The sequence below is a fragment of the Allobosea sp. NPDC055332 genome (assembly GCF_053645455.1).
On the sequence record NZ_JBSHMO010000004.1, the window covers coordinates 1 to 23,590 of the forward strand.

Genomic DNA, 23,590 nt, shown 5'->3' on the forward strand with positions numbered 1-23,590 from the left:
AGCAGCCCGGTAGCTCGTCAGGCTCATAACCTGAAGGTCGTCAGTTCAAATCTGGCCCCCGCAACCAAATTACCGCAAAATACAACAAAGCCCCGGAACGCTGAACGCGGCCGGGGCTTTCGTTCGTTCGGAGCTCACTGTCAGCGTTTGCCAAAAAGCTCTGCCAATTGCGCGACGAAGGTCAGTTTTTCCGGATCGTCAATGTCATCGGCGGCTTGCACGATGCGGGCACGTAATGCCGCTGCCGGCGCGATCTTGTACCGCTCTTGCTCCGCATCCTTGAAGCCTGCTGCTTCTATCGGTCGTGCCATGCGGGTCGTGAGTGTCCCTTGCCGCAAGCCTAGGATGCTGGCGAACCTCCTCAGCGTTTCCGAACTCTGCCGTTTCGAGCCATTCTCATAGAGAATATATTGCTTCTCGCTCAGCCCGAGAGCGAGCGCCACTTCGCCTCGGCCCAGCCCTAGCACAAGTCGGCAACGTCGCATCCGCCGGCCGACAATGCGGTTGACCTGCTCAATCCAGCTGCGATCCATTAGGGGCTCCCAGCGCCACAGCTGCAGCGTGCATGATGGAATCAATTGCAGTCAATAGCTGTGCTTCGAGCTTGCGCCCGTCATCCTGCCACATGTCGACAGCTGCGCGACTTACTGGTTGAAATGTCGTCGCGCGCCTTTAGGAGTTGAACATGGCCACCAAAACTGCCGGACAGATCCATATCGGCATTGGCGGCTGGGTGTTCGAGCCTTGGCGCGGCACCTTCTACCCGGACAAGCTCTCGCAGAAGCGCGAGCTTGAATATGCGTCGAGCAAGCTGACCTCGATCGAGATCAACGGCACCTATTACGGCACGCAGAAGCCGGAGAGCTTCGCCAAATGGCGGGCCGAGACGCCTGATGGCTTCGTCTTCGCCTTGAAGGGCTCGCGCTTCTGCACCAATCGCCGCGTCCTGGCCGAGGCCGGCCCTTCGGTCGAGAAGTTCGTGACCTCCGGCCTCAGTGAGCTCAGGGAGAAGCTCGGCCCGATCAACTGGCAGTTCATGGCGACCAAGGCCTTTGACCCTGCTGATTTCGAGGCCTTCCTGAAGCTGCTGCCGAAGGAGGTCGACGGCGTCACGCTGCGCCATGCCGTCGAGGTCCGCCATCCGAGCTTCCGCTCGCCTGATTTCGTCGCACTTCTGCGCGAGTACGGCGCCGCAGCGATCACATCCGGCGATTCAGACTTCCCGCAGATCGCCGACCTGACGGCGCCTTTCGTCTATGCGCGGATCATGGGTACGAAGGAGACGGAGCCGCAGGGCTACCCTTCCAAGCAGCTCGATGCCTGGGCCGGTCGCGCCAAGGAGTGGGCCAAGGGCGGCGCGCCAGAGGATCTGGAGTTGGTCGCGCCGGCGGCGGAGAAGACACCACGCGACGTCTTCCTCTATGTCATCAGCGGCGACAAAGTCCGAAATCCCGCCGCGGCGATGGCGCTGATCGAGCGGGTCGGCGGCTGAGACTTACTGAGCAGCCAGCGCCGCTGGTTCCTGGCAGACATCGACCCATTGCGCGCCCGTCAGCGCGGCCATCCGCTCCGGGCTGATGCGCACGGCCGTTTGCGTCGAGCCTGCCGCCGGCACGACCTCGTCGAACACTTTGAGCGAGACGTCGCAATAGACCGGCAGCGGCGTCGGCAATCCGAACGGGCAAACGCCGCCGACCGGATGGCCGGTGAGGGCGACGACCTCGTCGAGATCGAGCATGCGCGGCTTCGCGCCGAAGGCGGCCTTGGTTTTCTTGTTATCGAGGCGGGCATCGCCGCGCGTCACCAGCAGAACGACGCGATCGCCGAGGCGTAAGGACAAGGTCTTGGCGATCCGCGCCGGCTCGACGCCGAAAGCCTCCGCCGCCAGCGTCACCGTGGCGCTGCTGCCGTCGGTCTCGAGGATCGCGATATCGGGAGCGTGCTGCGCGAAGAAGGCGCGGACGGATTCAAGGCTCACGACACATTCCTTCCGAAGCGCCACCAGATCAGGGACGCCACCAGCGCCGGTACGCCGAAGACGACGAGCAGGATCGGGGCTTCCTGCAGGAAGCTGTAGCCAGCCCGCGTGATGCCGACGATCAGATTGACCACCGAGGCGGCGAACCAGAGCGGAATGAACAGCTTCATCGCGAAGACGATCGGATGGCGTCCGCCTGTGTTCAGCCGCGGCGCGATCAGGAGCAGGACGCCGAGCAAAGCGAAGCCGGCGGCGATGACCTTGACGGTGTGCATGCCGGCTTCTCCTTCGCCTCAATGCCGGAAATGGCGATGGCCGGTGAAGACCATGGCGAGACCGGCCTCGTCGGCCGCCTTGATCACCTCGTCGTCGCGCATCGAGCCGCCGGGCTGGATCACCGCGGTGGCGCCGGCCTCGGCCGCGGCGAGCAGGCCGTCGGCAAAGGGGAAGAAGGCGTCAGAGGCGACGACCGCGCCCTTGGCCAGGCTTTCGGATGCGCCAGCCGCCTTGGCGGCTTCACCTGCTTTCCAGGCGGCGATGCGCGAGGAATCGACACGGCTCATCTGGCCGGCGCCGACGCCGACCGTGGCGAGGCCCTTGGCGTAGACGATCGCATTCGACTTGACGTGCTTGGCGACGCGGAAGGCGAAGCGCAGGTCGGCGAGCTCGGCCTCACTCGGCTGGCGCTTGGTCACGACCTTGAGCTCCATGTCGTCGACGACGGCATTGTCGCGCGCCTGCGCCAGGAAACCACCGGCGACGGTGCGCAGCGACAGGCCCGGCTTGCGGACATCCGGCAGGCCGCCGGTCAACAGCAGGCGCAAATTCTTCTTGGCGGCGACGAGGGCGATCGCCTCCTCGTCGGCGTCGGGGGCGATGATCACCTCGGTGAAGATCTCGACGATCTTCTTCGCGGCTTCCGCGTCGAGCTTGCGGTTCAGCGCGACGATGCCGCCGAAGGCCGAGACAGGATCGCAGGCGAGGGCCCGCTCATAGGCTTCGAGCAGCGAAGCGCCCTCGGCAACGCCGCAGGGATTGGCGTGCTTGACGATGACGCAGGCGGCAGTGCGGCTGGGGTCGAACTCGGCGACGCATTCGAAGGCGGCGTCGGTGTCGTTGATGTTGTTGTAGGAGAGCTGCTTGCCCTGGACCTGGCGGGCCGTGGCGACGCCCGGGCGCTGCTCTGGCGTGCGGTAGAAGGCGGCCCATTGATGCGGGTTCTCGCCGTAGCGCATGGTCTCGGCGAGGCTGCCGCCGAGCGCGCGGAAGGCCGGCGAGGTGTCACCGAGCTCGTTCGCGAACCAGTTCGAGATCGCCGCGTCATAAGCCGCAGTGCGCGAATAGGCCTTCTGCGCCAGCTTGCGGCGGAGCGTCAGCGTGGTCGCGCCCTTGTGCGTCTCGAGGTCGGCCAGCACGGCGGCGTAGTCGGCGGCCTCGACCACGACCGAGACGTCGTTGTGGTTCTTGGCGGCGGCGCGGATCATCGCCGGGCCGCCGATATCGATGTTCTCGATGCAGTCGTCATAGGGCTTGCCGGCGGCGACCGTCGCCTCGAACGGGTAGAGGTTCACGACGAGCAGGTCGATCGGCGCGATGCCGTGGCCGAGCATCGAGGCCTGGTGCTCGGGATGCGAGCGGACGGCGAGCAGGCCGCCATGGACCTTGGGATGCAGCGTCTTGACGCGGCCATCCATCATCTCGGGAAAGCCGGTCAGATCGGAGACGTCGGTGACGGCAAGGCCGGCCTCGGCGATCGCCTTGGCGGTGCCGCCGGTCGAGACCAAAGCGATGCCCATGCGAGCGAGGGCGCGGGCGAAGTCGATCAGCCCGGTCTTGTCGGAAACGGAAAGCAGCGCGCGTTCGACGCGGCGGAGTTCGTTCGGCATGGGAAGGATCAGGTCCGGGTTGATAGCGGCGAGCCGCGGAATACTCGCGCGCGCCCTATCACGCCCGGGCTTTGCTGCAAAGCACAAGACGCTGCAGTCTTGCCCTGCGGATAGCTCAGAGCGGCAGGTCTGGCTCTGTCTCGGCGCGATCCGGTTGGGCAGCGTCCTTCCTGGTGCTGCGTTGCGCGGGCGTGCCGAGGCGAGCGAAACGCCAGACGACCTGCGGCGTCGCCACGGCGTCGAACTCGACGACGAGCTGCGCCGTCTTGTGGCGGCCGTCGGCGGCGGCGAAGAAGATGCTCTCTTCGAGCGTGACGCGCAGGCCGGACGCCTCGAAGGCCCAGATCTCCCCTGAAGGCAGCGCCAGCAACGCACCCTCGCCGTCGCGGATCAGGCTCGGCTTGACGTTGGGGTGCAGATGGAAGCGCGCGGCTGCCGGCAGGCTCGCCAACGCGGCCGGCGGGCTCAGCGCATCCTCGCCGACGAGCTCGCTGCCATTGCGGGACAGCAGCAGGCGGCGGGTATGCACGGTGCCGAAGGCACGCCGGTAGCCGTCATGGCTGCCGACCCATTCGTGGCCGTCCTCGCCATCCTGACGCGCGACCCGGACATCGACCGGCCCCGCAGTGATCCGCCGCTCGCCGAGCACCAGTCCGAAGACGGCGCTCGAGCGGTCGTCGAGCGTCACGGTCGAATGGGCAGCGGTGGCGCGGGCGGCGAGCCTGAGCTCGGGCGTGCCGAAACGGCTGGCGCCGCAGTTCACCACGATACGCTGCGAGCCGGTCGACAATTCGAAGGAGAGGCAGCCGGCATGGGCCTCGGTCGAGTTGGCGCCGCGCGGTGGCGGGCCGGCCTCGACAACGACGATACTGGTGCCGGCACTGAGCCGGTCATAACCGGAATAGGCGGCGTGCTCGATCGGCCGGGCGCGGACATCGTCATAGGCGGCGAGCGTCGCCATCAGATCGGGCGGTGTCGCATTCATGCCGTTGAACAAAGCGAGTGCGCCGTCGCCATGCCGGAACAGCTTGAGATGCGGCATCATCCGGTCGATTGCCATGATGATGCTGCGCGGGGTTTCGAGGCCGCGTGCAGTGAAGGTTTCGCGCAGCGGCAGGAGGTCAAGCAGGAGGTCGATGAGGATGCGGGGATTGCGGCTGAGATGGCCGCCATCGGGCAGGATCTGCTGCTCCAGCTCGTCGGAGAGAGCCACCTCGTAGCGGCGCAGCCGCCGCTCCTGGCCGTCGAGACAGATGGCGGCGAAGCAGATCGCGATCAGGCATTGCAGCCGCGCCGCGCCTTCGACGGCACCGGCGAGCGCAAGCTGCAGCCGCTCGGCCGTCTGGGCGACATGGCGGATGAAGCGCTCGTAGAAGGCGTGGTCGGCGCCTTCGAGCAGGAGCGGCGAATGCGACAGGAACGACATCAGCCGCCGCGCGATGACCGCCGGGCGGCGGGCGATCTCGTCGCGGTCATGGCGGCGGGCGATGAATTCGTCGACGAGGGCGCGGGCATTGGCACGGGCGATCGCCGTGTCGGCAGCCCGCAAATGACGCAGCCAGACGAAGCCGTGCAGCGCCTCGGCCCAGGCTTCGCTCGGCGGCGCGACCAGGAAGGGCGATTCGCCATGGCAGTTCACGGTGCGGCCGGAGAGGGCGAAATAGCCGGCGTAGATGTCGCTCGCCGTGGTCGGATCGGCGGTGCGCAGATCATGCGGGGCGAAGAGCAGGCGGCTGGCGCGCAGACGGCCGAAGGGCCAGAGCGCGCGCTTGGCACCAGCGACCTGACCGCGCGTGCGCCGCGCCGCCCTGCCGATGGCTGCCCGCGCCAGGCCTCCTCGCTCCGACCAGCCGTTCAATGAATCCCGCTGCCTCGCCGTCCCGCCGCCTCCTCACAGAGGCGAATCCCGATCAAGTCATAATCTTATCAGGCGACAAGCATAAAATCCTGCCCATCCTGAGAGGCGTGGCGTCTCACCGGCGAGCTGGTGCGGCAGCGTGCGCAATTCGCCTTGTGGTGTCAGGGCTTCAGCCTGGCCGCCGATCTCCGCAGATTTGATCGGATCGCGTGCAAAGCCCGGCGTGCGTGCCAGGAAAGCCTCGACCTGTGCCTCGCCCTCCTCCCGTTCCAGCGAGCAGGTGCAATAGATGAGGCGGCCGCCTGGCCGGGTGAGTCGCGCCGCTTGGTCGAGCAGGCGCGCCTGCAAGGCGATGAGCTTGGCGATATCCTCGGGCCGCTTGGTCCAGGCGACATCGGGGTGGCGCCGGATCGTGCCGGTGGCGCTGCAGGGCGCATCGAGCAGGACGGCGTCGAAAGGCTCGGTCTCGAAGGTTGCGGCATCGGCTGTGACGACCTCGGCTTGCAGGCCGAGCCGCTCGAGATTGGCCTTGAGCCGGCGCAGGCGCGGGCCGGAACGGTCGACCGCGACGACCTCAGCGCCCATTTGCGCGAGCTGCACGGTCTTGCCGCCCGGTGCGGCGCAGAGATCGGCGACACGCTCGCCGGGCCTGACGTTCAGGAGTTGGGCGGGAAGCGCGGCGGCGGCATCCTGCACCCACCATTCCCCCTCGCTGAAGCCTGGCAGGCCGGTGACCGCCTCGCGCCCGCGCAGGCGTACCGAGCCGGTCGGCAGGACGATGCCGTCGAGCTTGCCGGCCCAGCCGGCCGGATCGGATTTGACGGTCAGGTCGAGCGGCGGTTCCTCGGCATGGGCCGCGGCGATCGCGGTGGTGACATCGGGGCCATAGGTCTGCGTCCAGCTCTCGCGCAGCCAGTCAGGCGTATCGACCAGCGGATCGAGCTCGGCGAGGATCGCCTCGCGCTCACGCGCCAGCCGCCGCAGCACGGCGTTGGCGAGCGAGGTGTAGCGGGAGGAGCGGGCGTCCTCGTGCAATTGACGAATGGCGAGATCGACCGCGGCGTGATCGGGCACGTCGAGAAAGAGCAGCTGCGCCGCAGCGGCGACCATGATCGGCTCGAACGGGCCGGACTTGCGCGGGCTGCCGCGCTCCAGCCGGGCGTCGATCACCTGGCGGATCGTGCCGAGCCGACGGAAGGCGACCGTTGCGATCGCGCGCGCCAGCCCGGCATCGGCCGGCTCCAGACCCGCCGCCTGCGCCATCCGTTCGAAGGTTTCGTCGAGTGCGGTGCCGGCGCGCAATACCTCGTCGATCAGCGTCGCGGCAAGACGGCGCGCAGCGAGACCGGGAACATCGTCGCTAAAGGACTGGCTCTGAACCTTTGTCATTTCAGCCCCAAGGCCCGGGCTCACGCCCGCCGGCGAAGGGATTTTGGGCTGCGCCACTCACGAACCCGCCACGGCTCGCGCCGACGCCCATGGCGCGCGCCTGCTCCATCAGCGCGGCGATGCGGTTGCCGGTGTCGGGGTGGGTCGAGAACAGTGAATCCATGCCACGGCCTGAGAGCGGATTGATGATGAACATGTGCGCCGTAGCAGGCTTCGCCTCCGCCGTCTCGTTCGGGATGTGGGACACGCCGCCGGCGATCTTGGCGAGCGCGTCGGCAAGGGCCACCGGATTGCCGCAGATTTCACCGCCAATCCGGTCGGCCTCATATTCGCGTGAGCGCGAGATCGCCATCTGGATGATGGTCGCCGCCAGCGGGGCGAGGATCATGAGCGCGATCTGGACGATGACGTTGGGGCGATTGTCGCGCGAGCCGAAGAACATGCCGAAGGAGGCGAGGGTCGAGATCGCGCCGGCCATGGTGGCGCTGATCGTCATGGTCAGCGTGTCGTGATTCTTGATGTGGGCGAGTTCGTGCGCCATCACGCCGGCGAGTTCGTCATAGCTCAGGGTGCGGATGATGCCGGTTGTGGCTGCGACTGCGGCGTTCTGCGGGTTGCGGCCGGTGGCGAAGGCGTTCGGTTGGTCTTCCTGGATGAGGTAGACGCGCGGCATCGGCATGCTGGCGCGCTGGGCGAGGTCGCGGACCATCCGGTAGAGTTCGGGGGCGCTGCGTTCATCGACCTCCTGCGCATTGTAGGCAGAGAGCGCCAGCCGGTCGGAATTCCAGTAGCTGAACAGGTTGGTCGCGACCGCGATGCCGAGCGCGATCAGCATGCCGCCGGTGCCGGCGAGCAGGAAGCCGACCGCGCCGAACAGCGCGGTCAGCGCTGCCATCAGCATGCCGGTACGGGCATAGTTCATGCGTGGACCCCTTGCTGCATCGGTGCTCCGGCGCGGAAACTCTCGCCGGAACGCGGTTTCGTCCCTATGTGGTGAGGATGATGCCGATCCTGCAAGAGAATGGCCGATCATGAGCGCGCAGACGAAGACGGACGAAGCCGAAACGCCGGCCCCCGCGAAGGCGCTGTCGCCGGCGGCCCAGCGCGCGCTGGCGGAGGCGCAGGCGCGCCGCGCGGCGATCGACGCCAAGGCGGCCGAGCTCAAGCAGCAGAAGGAAGTCGACGGGCGCGGCGGTCTCGAGCCGGTGCGCTATGACGATTGGGAAGTGAAGGGCATCGCCAGCGATTTCTGAGCTGGCAGGACGCGGCGCCAGAGACGCCGCGTCGCGTGATGATCCGTTGGTCAGGCCGCCCGTGCTCGCCGCGCCGGCACCACCGCTTCCTGACTCTCCGTGGTGCGGAAGGTGCTGACGAAGCGGTTGAGGCGTTCGATCTGATCGAGCAAAGCGCGGGCGGACGCGGCGCTCTCCTCGGCCAAAGCGGCGTTGCTCTGGGTCATCTCGTCCATATGGCTGACGGTGCGCGCCATCTCGTCGATGCCGTTGGCCTGCTCGCCGGCAGCGGCGGCGATCTCGTTGACGGTCGCGGAGACTTGCATCGAGGCCTCGACGATCTTCTCCAGGGTCTCGCCGGCCTGCCGGACCAGGCGCACGCCCTCGACGACCTCGGTGTCGGACGAGCCGATCAGCGAGGTGATGTCCTTGGCGGCCTCGGCCGAGCGCTGGGCCAATGCCCTGACCTCGGCCGCGACGACAGCGAAGCCGCGCCCGGCATCGCCGGCGCGCGCCGCCTCAACGGCCGCGTTCAAGGCCAGAAGATTGGTCTGGAAGGCAATGCCGTCGATCACGCTGGTGATCTCGGAGATCTTCTTGGAAGCGCCTTCGATGCGCGCCATCGCCTCGATCGCATCCTTGACGATCTCGCCGCCGGTTCGGGCCACGGCCGAGGCGTTGTCCGCCAGCGTCACAGACTGGCGCGAGGATTGCGCCGAGCTCTTGACCGAGGCGGTGAGCTCCTCGGTGGTCGCAGCGGTCTGCTGCAGGGCCGAGGCCTGCTGCTCGGTGCGTGACGACAGGTCGTTGGCGCCGCTGTTGATCTCCTGCGATGAGGCGGCGATGGCGGAGGAGCTGGTCTTGATGGTCGCGACCATCTCGCCGAGCTTGGCCATGGCGTCGTTGAAATGGTCGCGGATGCTGGCGTATTCGGCCGGCATGTCGTCGGCCATGCGATAGGTCAGGTCGCCGCGCGCCAGCGCCGCCATGCCGTTGCTGACATAGCCGATCGCCTTGTCGCGCTCCTTCGCCTTGGCCTCCTCGACGCCGCGGGCCTCGGCCTCGGTCTTCAGGCGCGCTGCTTCCGACGCTTCGAGATAGACCGAGATGGCGTAGTCCATGTCGAGCAGGGCAGCCTTGACGATGGCGCCGATCTCGGCGCTGCGCTCGGCCGCGCCGTCGAGCTTGCCGCCGAAGCGACTCTTAGGCCAACGCTCTTCCAGCACCTTGGCGAGCAGGTTCTCGAGCAGAAGGGCGTAGCCGCCGATGTACCAGCGCGGCTCCAGCCCGATGCGGGCATGGATCTGGCCGACGGTGGTGACGGCGCGGACATAATCCTGGTCGAACTGGCCCTTGGCGATCCGGTTCCAGTGCGAGATCTGGCGGTTCTTGGCGCCCTCCATATGGGCGGCGCTGCCGAAGAACGCCTTGGTCTCGGGGAAGGCGGAGACCTGTGTGTAGAAGGCATCGAGGGCGCCAGGCAGCGCCTGCAGGATCGTCTTCTCCAGTGCGGCGATGCGCCCGCGCGCTTCGCCGTCGAGCTGCATGAAGTCCAGCCGCCTGTCGAGCTGATCTCCTGACGACATGATGTGATCCCCCAACCACGCTGCGTGGCACCCGTCGGCCACTTTGGAATGAGACCAGAGTATGGTTAAGAAACAGACAAAAGTTGCTTATCCGGCTCTATACACTTTTTGCGTGTCATTCCGTTTGGGCGGGCCGCCACAGATTGCGGATGCGATGTGCATGCCCCAGTTGCGCCCGGACGCCGCGAATTCCGATCGAACGGAAACCGCGCTAAGAGGGCGGCGCATGATGGTCGGAACAGGCAAGGCATGAGCGGCAACGGCAAGAGGATCGAGGCGCTGCGGCGGCTCCTGGCGGAAGCCCATCAAAAACTCGGACTCAAGCTCGGCTTTTCGCTCTGGGACGGCTCGCGTGTGCCGGCCGACTGGCCTGCGGACGGGCTGATGATCGCGATCCGCGATGCCGGCGTCGTCGCGGCGCTGCTGCGCAAGCCGAAGCTCGATACGCTGCTGCACCTGCATGTCTCGGACCGAATTTCGATCGAAAACGGCACGATCTTCGATCTCGCTGCGGCGCGCCCCGACGGCAAGGTCGGCCGGCTGGCGCGCGGCATTTCGAAGGCGGCGGTGTTCGATGTGGTCAGGCGCTTCATCTTCGCGCCGGGGCAGGCGCCGCAGGCGGTGCAGCACATCAAGGGCGACGAGATCGCACGCGACGGCAAGCCTGCGACCAACAAGGCCAATATCGCCCATCACTACGATGTCTCGAATGCGTTCTATCGGCTCTTCCTCGACGAGCGCATGGTCTACACCTGCGCCTACTTCACCGAAGATCATCACGACCTGGAACGGGCGCAGTCCGACAAGCTCGAGATGATCTGCCGCAAGCTACGCCTGAAGCCGGGCGACAAGCTGCTCGACATCGGCTGCGGCTGGGGCGCGCTGGTCTGCTATGCCGCCCAGCATTACGGCGTCGAGGCGCATGGCGTGACGCTGGCGGAGGAGCAGCTCAAGCTGGCGCGGGAGAAGGTCGAGGCGCTCGGGCTTCAGGACAAGGTCACGCTCCATCTCAAGGACTTCACCCAGATGGAGGGGCAGTTCGACAAGATCTCCTCGATCGGCATGTTCGAGCACGTCGGCATCCGCAACCACCCGACCTATTTTCAGGCGGTGAACCGGCTGCTCAAGCCGCGGGGGCTTTACCTGCACCATTCGATCTCGCGGCGCGCCAAGAAGACCGAGAAGGCCTTCAACAAGATGCCGGCCGAGTACCGGGCCCTGGTGCGCTACATCTTCCCGGGCGGGGAGCTCGATCATTTGGGCATGTCGATCGCCAATCTCGAGCGCTACGGCTTCGAGGTTCACGACGTCGAGGGCTGGCGCGAGCACTACCAGCGCACGACGCGGCTGTGGTTCGAGCGGCTGAGCGCGAACAAGGCTGCGGCGGAAGCGGAAGTCGGACCGGAGCGGACGCGGATGTGGCTCATCTATCTCGCCGGCTGCTCGCTCGCCTTCGAACGCGGCGGGGCGCTGATCAACCAGACGCTGGTCTCGAAGCGGCGCAAGGGGCCATCCGGCCTGCCGCTGACGCGGGTCGATCTCTATCGCTGAGCGCTGTCAGGAGAGGCGCAAAGCGAGCGGGCGAGTGCTGACCGTCACGGCGCCGGCGCCAGCCTCGGCGCGGGCGTAATGCAAGGCATCGTCGCGGCTGCGGAAATAGCCGCCGCCGCGGCCATGCGTTTCGACCGCGATCCAGTGGCCCTCGCGATCACGCCCGATCTTGAAATGCGGACGGGCGGTTGAGGTGGCCACGGTCGGCATGGCCGCCTCAAAAGAAGCCGATCGTGGCGCCGAAGGCGAGGCCCGTACCGAAGACGATCATCGAGGCGAAGGTGGCTTCGGCGACGGTGAAGAGCGTCTGGGCGTGGCCGGAGAGGACGGAGTGGGACAGCGTGAACATCGAAACCCCCAAGCGGATCGTTCGTGTTCGGTCTTGCGGCGCTCTGTGCAGTTTTCGCGATAGGCCCTGAAAATGCGAATGGCGCCCGAAGGGGCGCCATCAGGTCAAGCCAGGCTTTCAAACCTATTTCTTCACGAAGGCGTCGAGCTTGCCGTAATGTTCGGCCAGCAGATAGTAGAAGGTCAGGCGCGACTTGGTCTTGTCGGCCTTCATGTGATCGCAGGTCGCCTTGACGGCGGCGTCGAGGTCGGCGCTCTTCAAGCCGAGCTTCTTCTTCAGGAAGTTCTCGCGGACGCGTTCGAGTTCGGCGGGGTCCGAGCAGGCGACATAGCGGGTGTCGGGTTTGCTCATGACCAACGCATAGGCCTTGCTCATGCCAGCGAAGGCGGCCTCGTTCACGGGCTTCTTGGCGAACTTCTTGACGTCGGCGAGATGATCCATCGGGTACCCCTCTGAAGACATATCGGTTCGACGGCGCGCTGAAGTCAGCGTTAACCGCCACGGAAAACGATATCCGGCTTTTTTGTCGCAGGCGAGAGGCGCGGAGGCGAAAAATCCCGGCGTTTCCGGGTTGCATCTGCGATATGGCAGGCCGGCGCCTGGAGTTGTTGAAGCCGGCGCGGGCAAGTGCTGCGATGCAGCATTCATCCCGGAGATCTTTCAGCCATGAAGCCGACGATCCTGATGGCGCCACGCATGCCGGCGCGCCTGCTGGCGCGTCTGGAAGAGCGGTACGAGGTGTTGGGGCCGATGTCCCATTCCGCGCCTGATGCGCTGCCGGCGGGAGCGGCAGCGGCGCGCGTGCTCCTGACGATCGGCACCTGGAAAACGGACGCTGCCCTGATCGAGGCCCTGCCAAATCTTGGTCTCATCGCCTGCTACGGCACCGGCAATGAAGGGATCGAGCGGGCCGCTGCCCGGGCGCGTGGTATCCTGGTCAGCAATGCCGCCGACGCCAATGCGACGAGCGTCGCCGAATTTGCGATGGGATTGATGCTGGCGAGCGCCCGGCAGATCGGCGCCGCCGAACGTTTCCTGCGGGCCGGCCGCTGGCAAGGCAATGCGATCGAGCGCATGGCGCATGTGCCGGGCCTGGCCGGACGCAAGCTCGGCATTTTCGGGCTGGGTGCGATCGGCCAGCGGATCGCGACGCGCGCATCCGCCTTCGACATGACGATCGGCTATCACAACCGCTCGCCACGACCGGAGCTGCCGTATCAGTATCACGACAGCCTGCTCGGCCTCGCCAACTGGGCGGACATCCTGATGGTCTCCGTCCGCGCGAGCAGCGAGACGCGGCATGCGATCGATGCGCAGATCCTGCGCGCACTCGGCCCGCAGGGCCATCTCGTCAACATATCGCGTGGGATTGCGGTCGATGAGGCAGCGCTGATCGAGGCCCTGGAGAACGGCACGATCGCGGGCGCGGCGCTCGACGTCTACGAGCACGAGCCGGTCGTTCCGGATCGGCTCAAGGCGCTGGAGAACGTGGTTCTGACGCCCCATATCGCAGCGAACGCCGAGTCGGCGCAAATCGCTCAGCAGGAGCTGTTGCTCGCCAATCTCGAAGCGTTCTTCGCCGGCCAGCCGCTATTGTCCCCGGTTGCGATCTAGGCGACGCGCGAGGGCGGTCGCCGTCGCGCCAGCCGTCAGGGCATCACGACGACCGGCGTGCCCATGCGGACGCGGGCGTAGAGATCGATCACGTCGCTGTTGTGCATGCGGAAGCAGCCATAGGAGGCGGCGGTGCCGACCGAGCGCGGATTATTGGTGCCGTGGATGGCGTATTGGCCGCCGGGGCCAAGGCCGATGACGCGTGCGCCCATCGGGTTGTTGGGAGCGCCGCCCGGGATCACGTCCGGCAGCCGCGGATTGTCGCGCTTGACCTCGGCCGGTGGGCTCCAGGCCGGCTCGACCACGAGCTCCTCGACATATTTGACGCCGCGCCACTGCTTGCCGGCCTTGCCGACGGCGATGGTGTAGCGCAGCGCCTGGCCCGGTGCCGCGATGTAGTAGAGCTTGCGCTCGGTGGTCCGGATCAGGATGGTGCCAGGCTGGTAGCGGTAGTCGGGGAAGTCGACGACCTCGCGCGCCTGGGCCGGGCGCATTGCCAGTAGCATCAGCAGCGAAAGTGCTGCCGCGATGATGAAATCGATCGGTCCGTGCCGGCCTGCCATGGCCTTCTCCTTGCGCATCTGAACGCTTCGGAGGCCGATTTGGTCTGGCAGCCGGTGAATCGCGGGTTCAGCAGCATGGTGAACCCGCGATTCAGAATGAATCCCCGCTTAATCGAGGAGTGCCTCAGGCGATAGCGCCACCGAGCGCGAGCATTGCCAGCAGCAAGGACAGCAGGGCGGCGAGAGCGAGGTCGATCGGACCGTGCGGGGTGCTCATGACGGATACCTCCGGCGCTGCGAGCGAGGTCTGGCGGCGCCGGTCCCGTCATGACGGAACCGGCCGCTGCGGTCCACGAGCGACAATGACCGGCGTGAACGGCCCGTTAAGCTCTCCCGTGGCGTTCGCTGAAAATGCGTGGGAGGCGGAATCAGGCCTTCTCGACCACCAGCGTCGCGCCCTCGACCCGCACGACGCGGATTTCGGTGCCGGCGAGCAGTTCGGGACCGGTGACGCGCCAGGAGGAATCGCCAACGCGAATGCGGCCTTCACCGCCGGCCATGGTTGCCTCCAGCTTGAAGACCTTGCCGATCAGCTGGCGGCCGCGATCGTTCAGACCCGCGGCGATGTCGGGCTCGTCGCTGCGCCGTCGCGTGATGGCGCGGCCGGCGAGCACGCAGACGATGGCGAGGGCGGCGAAGACGAGCAGGGCGCCCTGCCAGGCGAGGCCGATGAGGCCAACGACGATGCCGGTCAGCAAAGCGGCGAGGCCGAACCAGAGCAGGAAGACGCCGGGCGCCAGCATCTCGCCACCGACCAGGATGAGCCCGAGCACGATCCAGGCCCAGCCGCCGGAGAACCAGTCGAGCATGCTCAACCCTCCGTGCGGCCCGCCGACGGGACGGAGCTGCCGCGTCGGCTTGCGGGCGCTGCATCCTCGCCGAACACGGCCTTGGTCAATTGAGCGATACCGCCGACGGTGCCGGCAAGGGCGGCGGCCTCGACCGGCACGATCACCACCTTGCTGTTGGGAGCGCTCGCCATCGCCTTCAGCGCATCGGTGTAACGTTCGGCGATCAGGAAGTTGGCGGCCTGGATGTCGCCGCGGCTGATCGCCTCGCTGACCATGGCGGTTGCATTCGCCTCGGCCTGGGCCAGGCGCTCGCGCGCCTCGGCATCGCGCAGCGCCGCTTCCTTGCGGCCCTCGGCGGCGAGGATCTGCGACTGCTTCTGGCCTTCCGCCTTGAGGATCTCGGCCTGGCGCTGGCCTTCGGCTTCGAGCACGGCGGCGCGCTTCTCGCGCTCGGCCTTCATCTGCCGATTCATCGCGCCGGCGATATCGGCCGGCGGCAGGATGTCCCTGATCTCGATGCGCGTGACCTTGACGCCCCAGGGCGAGGCGGCAGCGTCCATCACCCGTAGCAGGCGCTCATTGATCTCGTCGCGATGCGAGAGCAACTGGTCGAGGTCCATCGAGCCGACCACCGTGCGGATATTGGTCATGGTCAGGACCATCAGAGCCTGGTCGAGATGGGAGACCTCGTAGCAGGCCTTGGCGGCATCGAGCACCTGATAGAAGGCGGCGGCGTCGATGCGCACCCCGGCATTGTCCTTGGTGATCGCCTCCTGCGAGGGAATATCGAGCACCTGTTCCATCACATTGACCTTGTGGCCGATGCGATCGAAGAGCGGGATGATCAGGCCGAGGCCGGCGCCGAGCGTGCGCGAATAGCGGCCGAAGCGCTCGACGGTGAAATTGTAGCCTTGCGGCACGGTGCGCACGCCGAGTGCGATCGCGATGACGACCGCGATGACCAGCATGATCAGCGCGACCGTGGCGATGTCCAATCCTTGCGAGCCCATCTCGTCCCTTCTCCAGCCTCGGCGCAGTCGCCGCTCACCATATCGATGTTTGCGACGCTCTGATGCAGGCTCGCGCCATCAGCGTTCCAGATATTTGACCACGCGCCACATCATCTCGCCGACGGTGTTGCATTCCTCGTCGCTGAGGACGCCCATCATCGCCTCGATCTTGGCGGTGTGGATCGCGAGCGCCTTGCGGGTCAGTACCTCGCCCTCCTGCGTCAGCCAGAGCCGGCGCACGCGCCGGTCGGCCTCGTCACTGCGGCGCTCGATCAGACCGCGGCGCTCGAGCTCGGGCAGCAGCATGCTCATGGCGCTGCGGCCGACGAGCAGTTTCTCGGCCAGCGCCTGTTGGGTCAGCCCGGGTGTGCGGAAGACGTTGGCTAGCACGTCGTAGTGCGCGAGCTGAATCCCGAGCGGCGCCAGCGCCTCGGAGAAGACCTTCTTCCAGAGCTGGTGCATGCGCGCGACCGCGAGCCAGTTCTTGAAGCGCGGCAGCTCCCAGGGCAGCCGTGATCCACCGGTGCCTTCCGGCTCAGCTTGCGGTGCGGAAATCGGCTCTTGCATTTTGTTCATGGCTGAACATAATAGTTCAAGACTGAACGAACAGGGTTCTTGATCATGCCCAGCGCAGCCCTCAGCGTCATTCGCCCTCTCGTCCGTATCGGCAGCTTCATCGCCCCGCGTACCGCCGGACGCGCCGCCTTCAAACTCTTCTGCACGCCGCCGCGCCAGCCGGGTCCACAGACCCGGACCGGCAAGGCGATCATCGCCGCCCGCTCCCGGCTCGCACCCGCCATCAAACAGGCGGTATCCTACCCGTGCGGGACGGTCAGCACCTATCTGTTCGAACCGGTGCCTCGCTTGCAAGATGGCGATGCTCCGGCGCCGACGGTGATCCTCTTGCATGGCTGGAACAGCGAGGCGGCGTTCATGACCGCTTTCGTCCAGCCATTGCTGGCGCAGGGCTTTCGCGTCGTCGCCTTCGACATGCCCGCACACGGCACCTCGACGGGCGCCGAGCTCAACATTCCGCTCGGCGTCGCCGCGCTCGCCGCCGTGGCGCGCGTCTTTGCACCCGTGCATGCGATCGTGGCGCATTCCTTCGGCGGCGCGATCGCGCTCGCGGGCCTCGCCCGCAGCGTGCCAGGCCAGCCGCGGGTCCGGGCGGGCCGCCTCGCTCTGGTCGCCGCACCATCCTCGGTCACGACGATCACCCGCAATTTCGGCGCGACGATCGGCCTCGGCCGCCGTGGCCAGGCGGCGCTGGAGCGCCGCATCCACAGCGTCGCCGGCAATCCGGTCGAGGCCTTCGAGGGCCGCGAGCAGCTGGAGGCGATCGGCCTGCCGACCCTGGTGATCCATGATCGCCAGGATCGGGAGCTCGATTTCCACCACGCCGAAGCGCTGGCGTCGGCAGGGCCGTTCGTCACGTTGCAGGAGACGAGCGGGCTCGGGCACCGGCGTGTCCTGCAGGCAAAGCAGGTGGTGGAGAGCGTGACGCGGTTCGTGGTGGGGTAGCTTGCTACCTCACACCCAGCCCATCAGCTCCCGGCGGACCACCGCCTCGATCACCTGCATGCCCTCCTCGGAATCGTTCAGGCAGGGCAGATAGGCGAATTTCTCGCCGCCATTGTGCATGAAGATTTCTCGGTTCTCGACGTCGAGCTCTTCCAGCGTCTCCAGGCAGTCGGCCGAGAAGCCGGGCGCGACGATGGCGAGCGACTTGGTACCGGCCAGCGCCAGCGCCTTCACGGTCTCGTCGGTATAGGGCTGCAGCCATTCGTCCGGCCCGAAGCGCGACTGGAAGGTCAGGCGGAAGCGCTCCTCGGGAAGGCCGAGCTTCTCGCGCAGCAGCCGGGCGGTGACGGCGCACTGGCAGTAATAGGGATCGCCCTTGAGCAGATATTCCTTCGGCATCCCGTGCAGCGAGCAGAGGATCACCTCAGGCTCGAAGCTGAGCTTGCTGAGCGAAGCGCGGATCGAGGCGGCGAGCGCGTCGATATAGGTCGGGTCGGCATAATAGGGATGGGCGACCCGCACGGTGGGCTGCCAGCGCATCTCCATCAGCGCGCGGAAGGCCTGATCGCAGGCGGTCGCCGAGGTCGGCGCGGCATATTGCGGGTAGAGCGGCACCAGCAGGATGCGGTCGCAGCCTTCCGCGAGCAGCGCCTTCAGGCGGCTCTTCACATCGGGCAGGCCGTAGCGCATGGCCCAGTCGACGGTGATGCGGTCTCCGCCGACGCCCTTCAGCCGCTCGGCGAGCTTCTCGGTTTGCGCGCGCGTGATCGTCTTGAGCGGGCCTTCGTCACGCTCCTTGTTCCAGATCGTGGCGTAGTCCTTGCCCTTCCGGCTCGGCCGCGTCGACAGGATGATCAGGTTGAGGATCGGCCACCATTTCCAGCGTGGTTCCTCGATGACCCGGCGGTCGGAGAGGAACTCCTTGAGGTAGGCCCGCATCGGCTTGTAGCTCGTGCCCTCGGGCGTGCCGAGGTTCATCAAGAGCACGCCGATGCGGCCGCTTTTGATGGTGGCGTGGTCGGGTGGCAAACTCGGCTTGAGGCTCATCACATCCGCTTTCGTTCGGCTGTGATTTAGACGAGTTACGGTTTTCGTCCAGTCGGGCCGTATGGGGTGCGACACTGCGTAAGCAGGGTCTCGCAAGCCGGCTAGGCTCTTGCTAGTCTTCGACCAAATCAAAACCGCAGGGGTTCGCGCCGATGACCAAGATGACCCGCCGCCACGCGCTTCGCGTTCTCGGCGCTCCCGCAGCCCTTGCCGCCACCGCGCCGATCGCGCAGGCGCAGACGCCGCCGGCGAGCTTCACGCTGCTGCTGGTCAACGACATCTACAAGATGAGTGACGACAAGGGCAAAGGCGGCTTCGCCCGGGCGGCCGGCATCGCCAAGGCCGAGCGGGCGCGCGGCGTGCCTGTCCTGTTCTGCCATGCCGGCGATTGCTATTCGCCCTCGCTGATGTCGGGCTTCGACCAAGGCGCCCATATCGTCGCGATGCAGAACAAGATGGGCATCGACGTCTTCGTGCCCGGAAACCACGAGTTCGACTTCGGCAAGGAGAACTATCTCAAACTTGCCGCCGCCCAGACCTATCCGACCTTCGCGGCCAATCTGCGTGACGCCGCCGGCAATCCGTTACCGGGCCACAAGGACTCCCAGATCTTCGAGCTCGGCGGCATCAAGGTCGGGGTGATCGGCACGACCTTCGATCCGACGCCGCAGCTTTCCAATCCCGGTGATCTGAAATTCTCCTCGACCATGGAGGCGCTGCGGCGCGAGGCGCGCAAGCTGAAAAGCGAGGGCGCCGACATCCTCGTCGCGGTGGTGCATGCCGACCGGGCGATGGACTACGAGATCGTGCGCTCGCGCGTGGTCGACATCCTGCTCACCGGTCACGACCACGACCTCGCCATCGCCTATGACGGCAAGGTCGTGATGGTCGAGTCGAACGAGGAGGGCAATTACGTCACCGCGATCGACATCGCCGCCAAGGCGTCGGGCGAGGGGGCCAATCGCAAGGTCGAGTGGACGCCGACCTTCCGCGTCAACGACAGCCGCGCGGCGACGCCCGATCCGGATGTCGCCGCCATCGTCAAAGGCTATGAGAGCGAGCTGTCGAAGGAGCTCGACATCGAGATCGCGACGCTGGGAACGCCGCTCGATTCGCGAACCTCCGTGATCCGCACCCAGGAGGCCGCGATCGGCAACCTGATCGCCGATGCGATCAGGGCGGCGACCGGCGCGCAGCTCGCCATTACCAATGCCGGCGGCATCCGCGCCAACAAGCAGTATCCCGCCGGGTACAAGCTGACGCGGCGCGACGTCTTGAGCGAACTGCCTTTCGGCAATGCGACCTCCATGGTCGAGATCACCGGCAAGGATGTGAAGGATGCGATCGAGAACGGCCTGCGCGATGCCCCGCAGGGCTCCGGCCGCTTCCCGGTGGTGTCCGGTTTGACCTTCGAGGCCGACCTCAAGCAGCCGCAGGGCTCGCGCGTCACGTCCGTGAAGGTCGACGGCAAGGAGATCGATCCGGCCGGCAAGTACACGGTCGCCACCAACAACTTCATGCTGACGGGCGGCGACGGCTATACCGCGCTCGGCCGCGGCAAGACGCTGATCGGCCTGACCGACGGCAAGCTGATGGCGAACGAGGTGATGGTCTATATCCGCAGGCTCGGCACGGTCGAGGCCAAGGTCGAGGGGCGGGCCGTCCTGAAGTGAACGGCTTTCGCGCGGCGCTCGACGCCTTCCTGGCTGCGCCGGCTTCCGCGTCCTGGCGCGATCTCTCCGTCTTCCGCGACGGCACGGTGGCGCGCGCCTGCGCCGCCGTCGATGCCGAGCGCGCCGCCGGCCATATCGTGGCGCCGGGGCCGGAGCGGTTCCTGGCGGCGCTCGCGCTGACGCCGCTCGACGATGTCAGGGTCGTGATCCTCGGCCAGGACCCCTATCCGACGCCCGGCCATGCCAACGGGCTCGCTTTCTCCTATGTCGGGCCACCGCCGCTGCCGCGCTCGCTGGTCAACATCTACAAGGAGCGGGCCGAGGATATCCGCTTCGCTGCGCCTGTCGGTGGCGATCTCTCCGGGTGGGCGAAGCAAGGCGTGCTGCTGCTGAACACCGCGCTGACGGTGCGCGAGGGCGCGACGCAGGCCGGCTCGCATCTCAAGCTCGGCTGGCGGGCGGTGACGGACGCGATTCTGTCGGCTGTCTCGCAGCGGCGCCCAAATGTCGTGTTCATGCTCTGGGGACTGCCGGCACAGGCCAAGCGGGGCCTGATCGATGAGAGCAAGCACCTCGTCATCGCCAGCGCCCATCCCTCGCCGCTCTCGGCGCGGCGCGGCTTCTTCGGCTCGAAGCCGTTCAGCCAGGCGAATGACTGGCTGAAGGCGAAAGGGGAAGCGCCGGTCGCGTGGTGAGGGCTACCCCACCGGCCGCTCGTCGGCGATGACCTTGCCGTCGTTTGGCAGAGCGCCGAGCGGCAGCACCTCGACGGAGCCCTTGAGCTTGGTGACCTGTTGCAGGGTCGATGACACCGCGTCGACGAAGCCCTTCGGCTCGGCATAGATCTCGGCCTTCAGCGTCATCGTGTCGAGCTCGTTGGCACGGCCGATGACGAGGCGGAGCTTGGCGATCTCGGCATGGCGGCGGGCGATCTCCGCGACCTGCTCGGGCCGCACGAACATGCCCTTGACCTTCGCCGTCTGGTCGGCGCGGCCGAGCCAGCCCTTGATCCGCTGGTTGCTGCGCCCGCTCGCGCTCGCCCCCGGCAGGACCGCGGTGAGGTCGCCGACGGCGAGGCGGATCTGCGGGTGATGCGGGTCGAGATTGGTGACGACGATCTCGCCGACCTCGCCCTCCGCGACTGGATCGCCGGTGCCGGGGCGGACGATCTCGACGATCAGGTTTTCGTTCAGGACCATGCCGTCGCGGGCGCTGGTCTCATAGGCGATCAGACCGATATCGGCGGTGGCGTAGAGCTGATAGGCGTCAATGCCGCGCTCACGTACCCAGGCCTGCAGCGAGGGCGGGAAGGCCGCGCCCGAGACGATCGCCCGCTTCAGGCAGGAGGTGTCGATGCCACGGCTGTCGGCCGCCTCGATCAGCAGCTTGAGGAAGTCCGGCGTGCCGAGATAGGCGCTCGGTTGGTAGGCACCGATCACCTCCATCTGCTGCTCGATATTGCCCGGGCCGGCCGGGATGACGGCGCAGCCGATGGCGCGTGCGGCCGAATCCATGACGAAGCCGCCCGGCGTCAGGTGATAGCCGAAGGTGTTGAGCACGACGTTGCCCTTGCGGAAGCCGGCGGCGTAAAGGCCACGCGCCGTGCCCCAGGGATCACTGCCGGCGCCTTCCGGCTCGAAGATCGGACCGGGCGAGGTGAAGAGCCGGCCGAAGGAACCGAGGGGCGCGCCGACGAAGCCGCCGAAGGGCGGGCTGTCCTTGTGCAGCGCCGGCAGGTCGGCCTTGCGCAGCACCGGCAGCCTGGCGAGCCCGTTGCGGTCGGTGATCCCGGCGGGATCGACGCCCTTCAGATGCGCGCCATAGCCCGGCGTCGTCAGCGCGGCCGTGAGCACGGCCGGCAGCCTGGCGAAGAGATCGGCCTCGCGCTGCTCAGGCAGCCGGGTTTCGAGATCGTCGAAGTGCTCGCTCATCGCTCTTGCCCTTGAGGTCGCCTAACGGAAGACGCGCAGGATGCGCAGGAAATCGAGCAGCCCCATCAGGGAGGCCGCGACATAGGTCATCGCCGCCGCTCGCAGCACGCCGCGCGCCGCCGGCATGTCGTCGGGGTGGAGGTACTGGTCGTAGTCGAGGATCGGCAGCGCCTTACCGAAGCTGGCATCGAACTCGACCGGCAGCGTCAGCAGGTGCACGACGACACCGAGGCCGAGAAGAGCGACAACGGCGCCGAACTGGAACAGGCCGATCGCCGGCACCCGCGTGAAGATCATCACGATCGGCACCGCGACCAGCACCACCATGGCGATCTTGTCGACGGTGCCGAGCAGGCGGGCGAGGCGGGTGCGCAGCGCGAAGAGCTGGCTGCCCTGCGCATGCTGGATGGCGTGGGCGACTTCATGGGCGGCGACGGCAACCGCCGTGATCGAGCGGCCGTCATGATTGCCGGGCGAGAGCCGCACGATGCGAGCATCGGGATCGTAATGGTCGCTACCCGGCGCGGTCGTTTCGACAGCCACCTTGTCCAGCCCGTAGCGGTCGAGCAGATGGCGCGCGAGCTCGCCCCCGGTGCCGGGCAGATCGGGCCTGTCGGCGGCGTGTCTGTCCATGACGTGGCGGACCCAGAATTGCGGACCGAGGATCAGCGTGAGGATCACGAGGGCGACGACGAGGTAGAGCATGGCGTGCTCCTGCCCGCCGATTCCGGCCTGGCTATGACAGCCAGCGCTTGCGGCGCTTGTAGCTCTTGACCTCGCGGAAGGACTTCTTGTTGCCCTCGGCGACGCCCAGGTAGAATTCCTTCACGTCCTCGTTCTCGCGCAGCATCTTGGCCTCGCCGTCCATGACGACGCGGCCGGTCTCCATGATGTAGCCATAGGTGGCGTAGCGCAGCGCCATGTTGGTGTTCTGCTCGGCGACGAGGAAGGAGACGTCCTCGCTGGCGTTGAGCTGGCGGACGATCTCGAAGATCTCCTCGACGATCTGCGGGGCGAGGCCCATGGAGGGCTCGTCGAGCAGGATCATCTTCGGCTTGCTCATCATGGCGCGGCCGATGGCGCACATCTGCTGCTCGCCGCCGGAGGTGTAGCCGGCCTGCGAATTGCGGCGCTGCTTCAGCCGCGGGAAAAGCTCATAGATCCGTTCGAGATCACGCTTGATCGCGGCGTTGCCGTCGCGCCGGGTGAAGGCGCCGGTCAGCAGGTTCTCCTCGATCGAGAGATGGCCGAAGCAGTGCCGGCCTTCCATCACCTGGATGCAGCCGCGGCGCACCAGTTCGTTCGGCGACATCCTGTCGACGCGCTCGCCGTCGAAGACGATCGAGCCCTTGGTGACCTCGCCGCGCTCGGCCTTGAGCAGGTTCGAGATCGCCTTCAGCGTCGTGGTCTTGCCAGCGCCGTTGGCGCCGAGGATCGCGACGATGCCCTTGCGCGGCACCTGTAGGGAGACGCCTTTCAGCACCAGGATGACGTGATCGTAGATCACCTCGATATTGTTCAGCGACAGGATCGTGTCCGTCGCCGCAGCGGTGGCGGGCTTCTCGAGGGTGGCGGTCGACATCTTGCGCTCCGCTGTCGGACGGGAGTGAC

At 66.8% G+C, this 23,590-nt stretch carries 26 protein-coding genes; 7 read left to right on the top strand and 19 right to left on the bottom strand.

The genetic code is table 11. The annotated features are described in order from the left end of the window. Positions 1-140: 140 nt before the first annotated feature. Positions 141-533 (bottom strand): helix-turn-helix domain-containing protein, encoded by a 393-nt coding sequence (locus ACWIGM_RS21665; RefSeq protein WP_454028039.1) that lies wholly within the window; start codon positions 531-533, stop codon positions 141-143. A gap of 152 nt (positions 534-685) precedes the next feature. Here ACWIGM_RS21665 and ACWIGM_RS21670 point away from each other — a divergent pair, with 152 nt between their 5' ends. Further along, the gene (locus ACWIGM_RS21670) at positions 686-1,492 is read left to right on the top strand and encodes a DUF72 domain-containing protein (protein ID WP_454028040.1); all 807 of its coding nucleotides are present in this window, start codon (positions 686-688) and stop codon (positions 1,490-1,492) included. A gap of 3 nt (positions 1,493-1,495) precedes the next feature. Here ACWIGM_RS21670 and ACWIGM_RS21675 read toward each other — a convergent pair whose 3' ends face one another. From ACWIGM_RS21675 to htpX, 6 genes are all read right to left on the bottom strand, one after another. Then, positions 1,496-1,978, bottom strand: a complete 483-nt coding sequence (locus ACWIGM_RS21675; protein ID WP_454028041.1) for a YbaK/EbsC family protein — start codon at positions 1,976-1,978, stop codon at positions 1,496-1,498. Beyond that, positions 1,975-2,253 carry a hypothetical protein gene (locus tag ACWIGM_RS21680; RefSeq protein WP_454028042.1) on the bottom strand — a complete coding sequence of 93 codons (279 nt, stop codon included), beginning with the start codon at positions 2,251-2,253 and terminating at the stop codon, positions 1,975-1,977. Before ACWIGM_RS21680 ends, ACWIGM_RS21675 begins: the two co-directional genes overlap by 4 nt. 18 nt (positions 2,254-2,271) lie before the next feature. Then, positions 2,272-3,864, bottom strand: coding sequence for a bifunctional phosphoribosylaminoimidazolecarboxamide formyltransferase/IMP cyclohydrolase (gene purH / locus ACWIGM_RS21685; protein ID WP_454028043.1), 1,593 nt, complete (start codon positions 3,862-3,864; stop codon positions 2,272-2,274). A gap of 115 nt (positions 3,865-3,979) precedes the next feature. Further along, positions 3,980-5,722, bottom strand: a complete 1,743-nt coding sequence (locus ACWIGM_RS21690) for a heparinase II/III family protein (RefSeq protein WP_454028044.1) — start codon at positions 5,720-5,722, stop codon at positions 3,980-3,982. Between the two features lie 57 nt (positions 5,723-5,779). Beyond that, entirely contained in the window at positions 5,780-7,111 is a 1,332-nt protein-coding gene (locus ACWIGM_RS21695) for an RsmB/NOP family class I SAM-dependent RNA methyltransferase (protein ID WP_454028045.1), read from the bottom strand. A 1-nt stretch (position 7,112) separates the two neighbouring features. Continuing rightward, complete coding sequence (gene htpX / locus ACWIGM_RS21700; RefSeq protein WP_454028046.1) at positions 7,113-8,033, bottom strand: zinc metalloprotease HtpX; 921 nt, start codon at positions 8,031-8,033, stop codon at positions 7,113-7,115. Between the two features lie 109 nt (positions 8,034-8,142). On the opposite strand from htpX, the gene ACWIGM_RS21705 reads away from it, so the two are divergent. Next, complete coding sequence (locus ACWIGM_RS21705; RefSeq protein WP_454028047.1) at positions 8,143-8,364, top strand: DUF1674 domain-containing protein; 222 nt, start codon at positions 8,143-8,145, stop codon at positions 8,362-8,364. A gap of 50 nt (positions 8,365-8,414) precedes the next feature. On the opposite strand, the gene ACWIGM_RS21710 is transcribed toward ACWIGM_RS21705, so the two are convergent. Further along, on the bottom strand, positions 8,415-9,929 hold the full coding sequence (locus ACWIGM_RS21710) for a methyl-accepting chemotaxis protein (RefSeq protein WP_454028048.1): 1,515 nt from the start codon (positions 9,927-9,929) through the stop codon (positions 8,415-8,417). Between the two features lie 249 nt (positions 9,930-10,178). Here ACWIGM_RS21710 and ACWIGM_RS21715 point away from each other — a divergent pair, with 249 nt between their 5' ends. Beyond that, positions 10,179-11,480 (top strand): class I SAM-dependent methyltransferase, encoded by a 1,302-nt coding sequence (locus tag ACWIGM_RS21715; RefSeq protein ID WP_454028049.1) that lies wholly within the window; start codon positions 10,179-10,181, stop codon positions 11,478-11,480. Positions 11,481-11,486: 6 nt separating this feature from the next. Here the strand turns inward: ACWIGM_RS21715 and ACWIGM_RS21720 are convergent, their stop codons facing one another. From ACWIGM_RS21720 to ACWIGM_RS21730, 3 genes are all read right to left on the bottom strand, one after another. Next, positions 11,487-11,690, bottom strand: a complete 204-nt coding sequence (locus tag ACWIGM_RS21720; protein ID WP_454028050.1) for a hypothetical protein — start codon at positions 11,688-11,690, stop codon at positions 11,487-11,489. Between the two features lie 7 nt (positions 11,691-11,697). Continuing rightward, positions 11,698-11,829, bottom strand: a complete 132-nt coding sequence (locus ACWIGM_RS21725) for a hypothetical protein (RefSeq protein ID WP_454028051.1) — start codon at positions 11,827-11,829, stop codon at positions 11,698-11,700. 123 nt (positions 11,830-11,952) lie between these two features. Next, positions 11,953-12,270 (bottom strand): DUF2853 family protein, encoded by a 318-nt coding sequence (locus tag ACWIGM_RS21730; protein ID WP_454028052.1) that lies wholly within the window; start codon positions 12,268-12,270, stop codon positions 11,953-11,955. A 225-nt stretch (positions 12,271-12,495) separates the two neighbouring features. Between ACWIGM_RS21730 and ACWIGM_RS21735 the strand changes: the two genes are divergently transcribed. Beyond that, positions 12,496-13,443: a 2-hydroxyacid dehydrogenase gene (locus tag ACWIGM_RS21735; protein WP_454028053.1), complete on the top strand. Its 948-nt coding sequence runs from the start codon at positions 12,496-12,498 to the stop codon at positions 13,441-13,443. 35 nt (positions 13,444-13,478) lie between these two features. Here ACWIGM_RS21735 and ACWIGM_RS21740 read toward each other — a convergent pair whose 3' ends face one another. The 4 genes from ACWIGM_RS21740 to ACWIGM_RS21755 form a co-directional block, all read right to left on the bottom strand. Beyond that, positions 13,479-14,006: a L,D-transpeptidase gene (locus tag ACWIGM_RS21740; RefSeq protein ID WP_454028054.1), complete on the bottom strand. Its 528-nt coding sequence runs from the start codon at positions 14,004-14,006 to the stop codon at positions 13,479-13,481. Positions 14,007-14,374: 368 nt separating this feature from the next. After that, positions 14,375-14,815, bottom strand: a complete 441-nt coding sequence (locus ACWIGM_RS21745; RefSeq protein ID WP_454028055.1) for an NfeD family protein — start codon at positions 14,813-14,815, stop codon at positions 14,375-14,377. 2 nt (positions 14,816-14,817) lie between these two features. Further along, positions 14,818-15,807 (bottom strand): SPFH domain-containing protein, encoded by a 990-nt coding sequence (locus ACWIGM_RS21750; protein WP_454028056.1) that lies wholly within the window; start codon positions 15,805-15,807, stop codon positions 14,818-14,820. Positions 15,808-15,885: 78 nt separating this feature from the next. Further along, positions 15,886-16,383 (bottom strand): MarR family winged helix-turn-helix transcriptional regulator, encoded by a 498-nt coding sequence (locus ACWIGM_RS21755; protein WP_454028057.1) that lies wholly within the window; start codon positions 16,381-16,383, stop codon positions 15,886-15,888. Between the two features lie 45 nt (positions 16,384-16,428). Between ACWIGM_RS21755 and ACWIGM_RS21760 the strand changes: the two genes are divergently transcribed. After that, entirely contained in the window at positions 16,429-17,328 is a 900-nt protein-coding gene (locus ACWIGM_RS21760; RefSeq protein ID WP_454028058.1) for an alpha/beta fold hydrolase, read from the top strand. Positions 17,329-17,337: 9 nt separating this feature from the next. Here the strand turns inward: ACWIGM_RS21760 and hemH are convergent, their stop codons facing one another. Then, entirely contained in the window at positions 17,338-18,375 is a 1,038-nt protein-coding gene (gene hemH / locus ACWIGM_RS21765) for a ferrochelatase (protein ID WP_454028059.1), read from the bottom strand. Between the two features lie 152 nt (positions 18,376-18,527). Here hemH and ACWIGM_RS21770 point away from each other — a divergent pair, with 152 nt between their 5' ends. After that, positions 18,528-20,048 (top strand): bifunctional metallophosphatase/5'-nucleotidase, encoded by a 1,521-nt coding sequence (locus ACWIGM_RS21770; RefSeq protein WP_454028060.1) that lies wholly within the window; start codon positions 18,528-18,530, stop codon positions 20,046-20,048. After that, on the top strand, positions 20,045-20,743 hold the full coding sequence (ung, locus tag ACWIGM_RS21775) for a uracil-DNA glycosylase (RefSeq protein ID WP_454028061.1): 699 nt from the start codon (positions 20,045-20,047) through the stop codon (positions 20,741-20,743). Before ACWIGM_RS21770 ends, ung begins: the two co-directional genes overlap by 4 nt. Positions 20,744-20,746: 3 nt before the next feature. Here ung and ACWIGM_RS21780 read toward each other — a convergent pair whose 3' ends face one another. Genes ACWIGM_RS21780 through ACWIGM_RS21790 form a run of 3 tightly spaced genes read right to left on the bottom strand, consistent with a single transcriptional unit; the run spans position 20,747 to position 23,561 of the window. Further along, complete coding sequence (locus ACWIGM_RS21780) at positions 20,747-21,979, bottom strand: phenylacetate--CoA ligase family protein (RefSeq protein ID WP_454028062.1); 1,233 nt, start codon at positions 21,977-21,979, stop codon at positions 20,747-20,749. Positions 21,980-22,000: 21 nt separating this feature from the next. Next, the gene (locus tag ACWIGM_RS21785; RefSeq protein WP_454028063.1) at positions 22,001-22,684 is read right to left on the bottom strand and encodes a zinc metallopeptidase; all 684 of its coding nucleotides are present in this window, start codon (positions 22,682-22,684) and stop codon (positions 22,001-22,003) included. Positions 22,685-22,715: 31 nt separating this feature from the next. Then, positions 22,716-23,561, bottom strand: a complete 846-nt coding sequence (locus ACWIGM_RS21790; protein ID WP_454028064.1) for an ABC transporter ATP-binding protein — start codon at positions 23,559-23,561, stop codon at positions 22,716-22,718. Between the last annotated feature and the right edge of the window lie 29 nt (positions 23,562-23,590).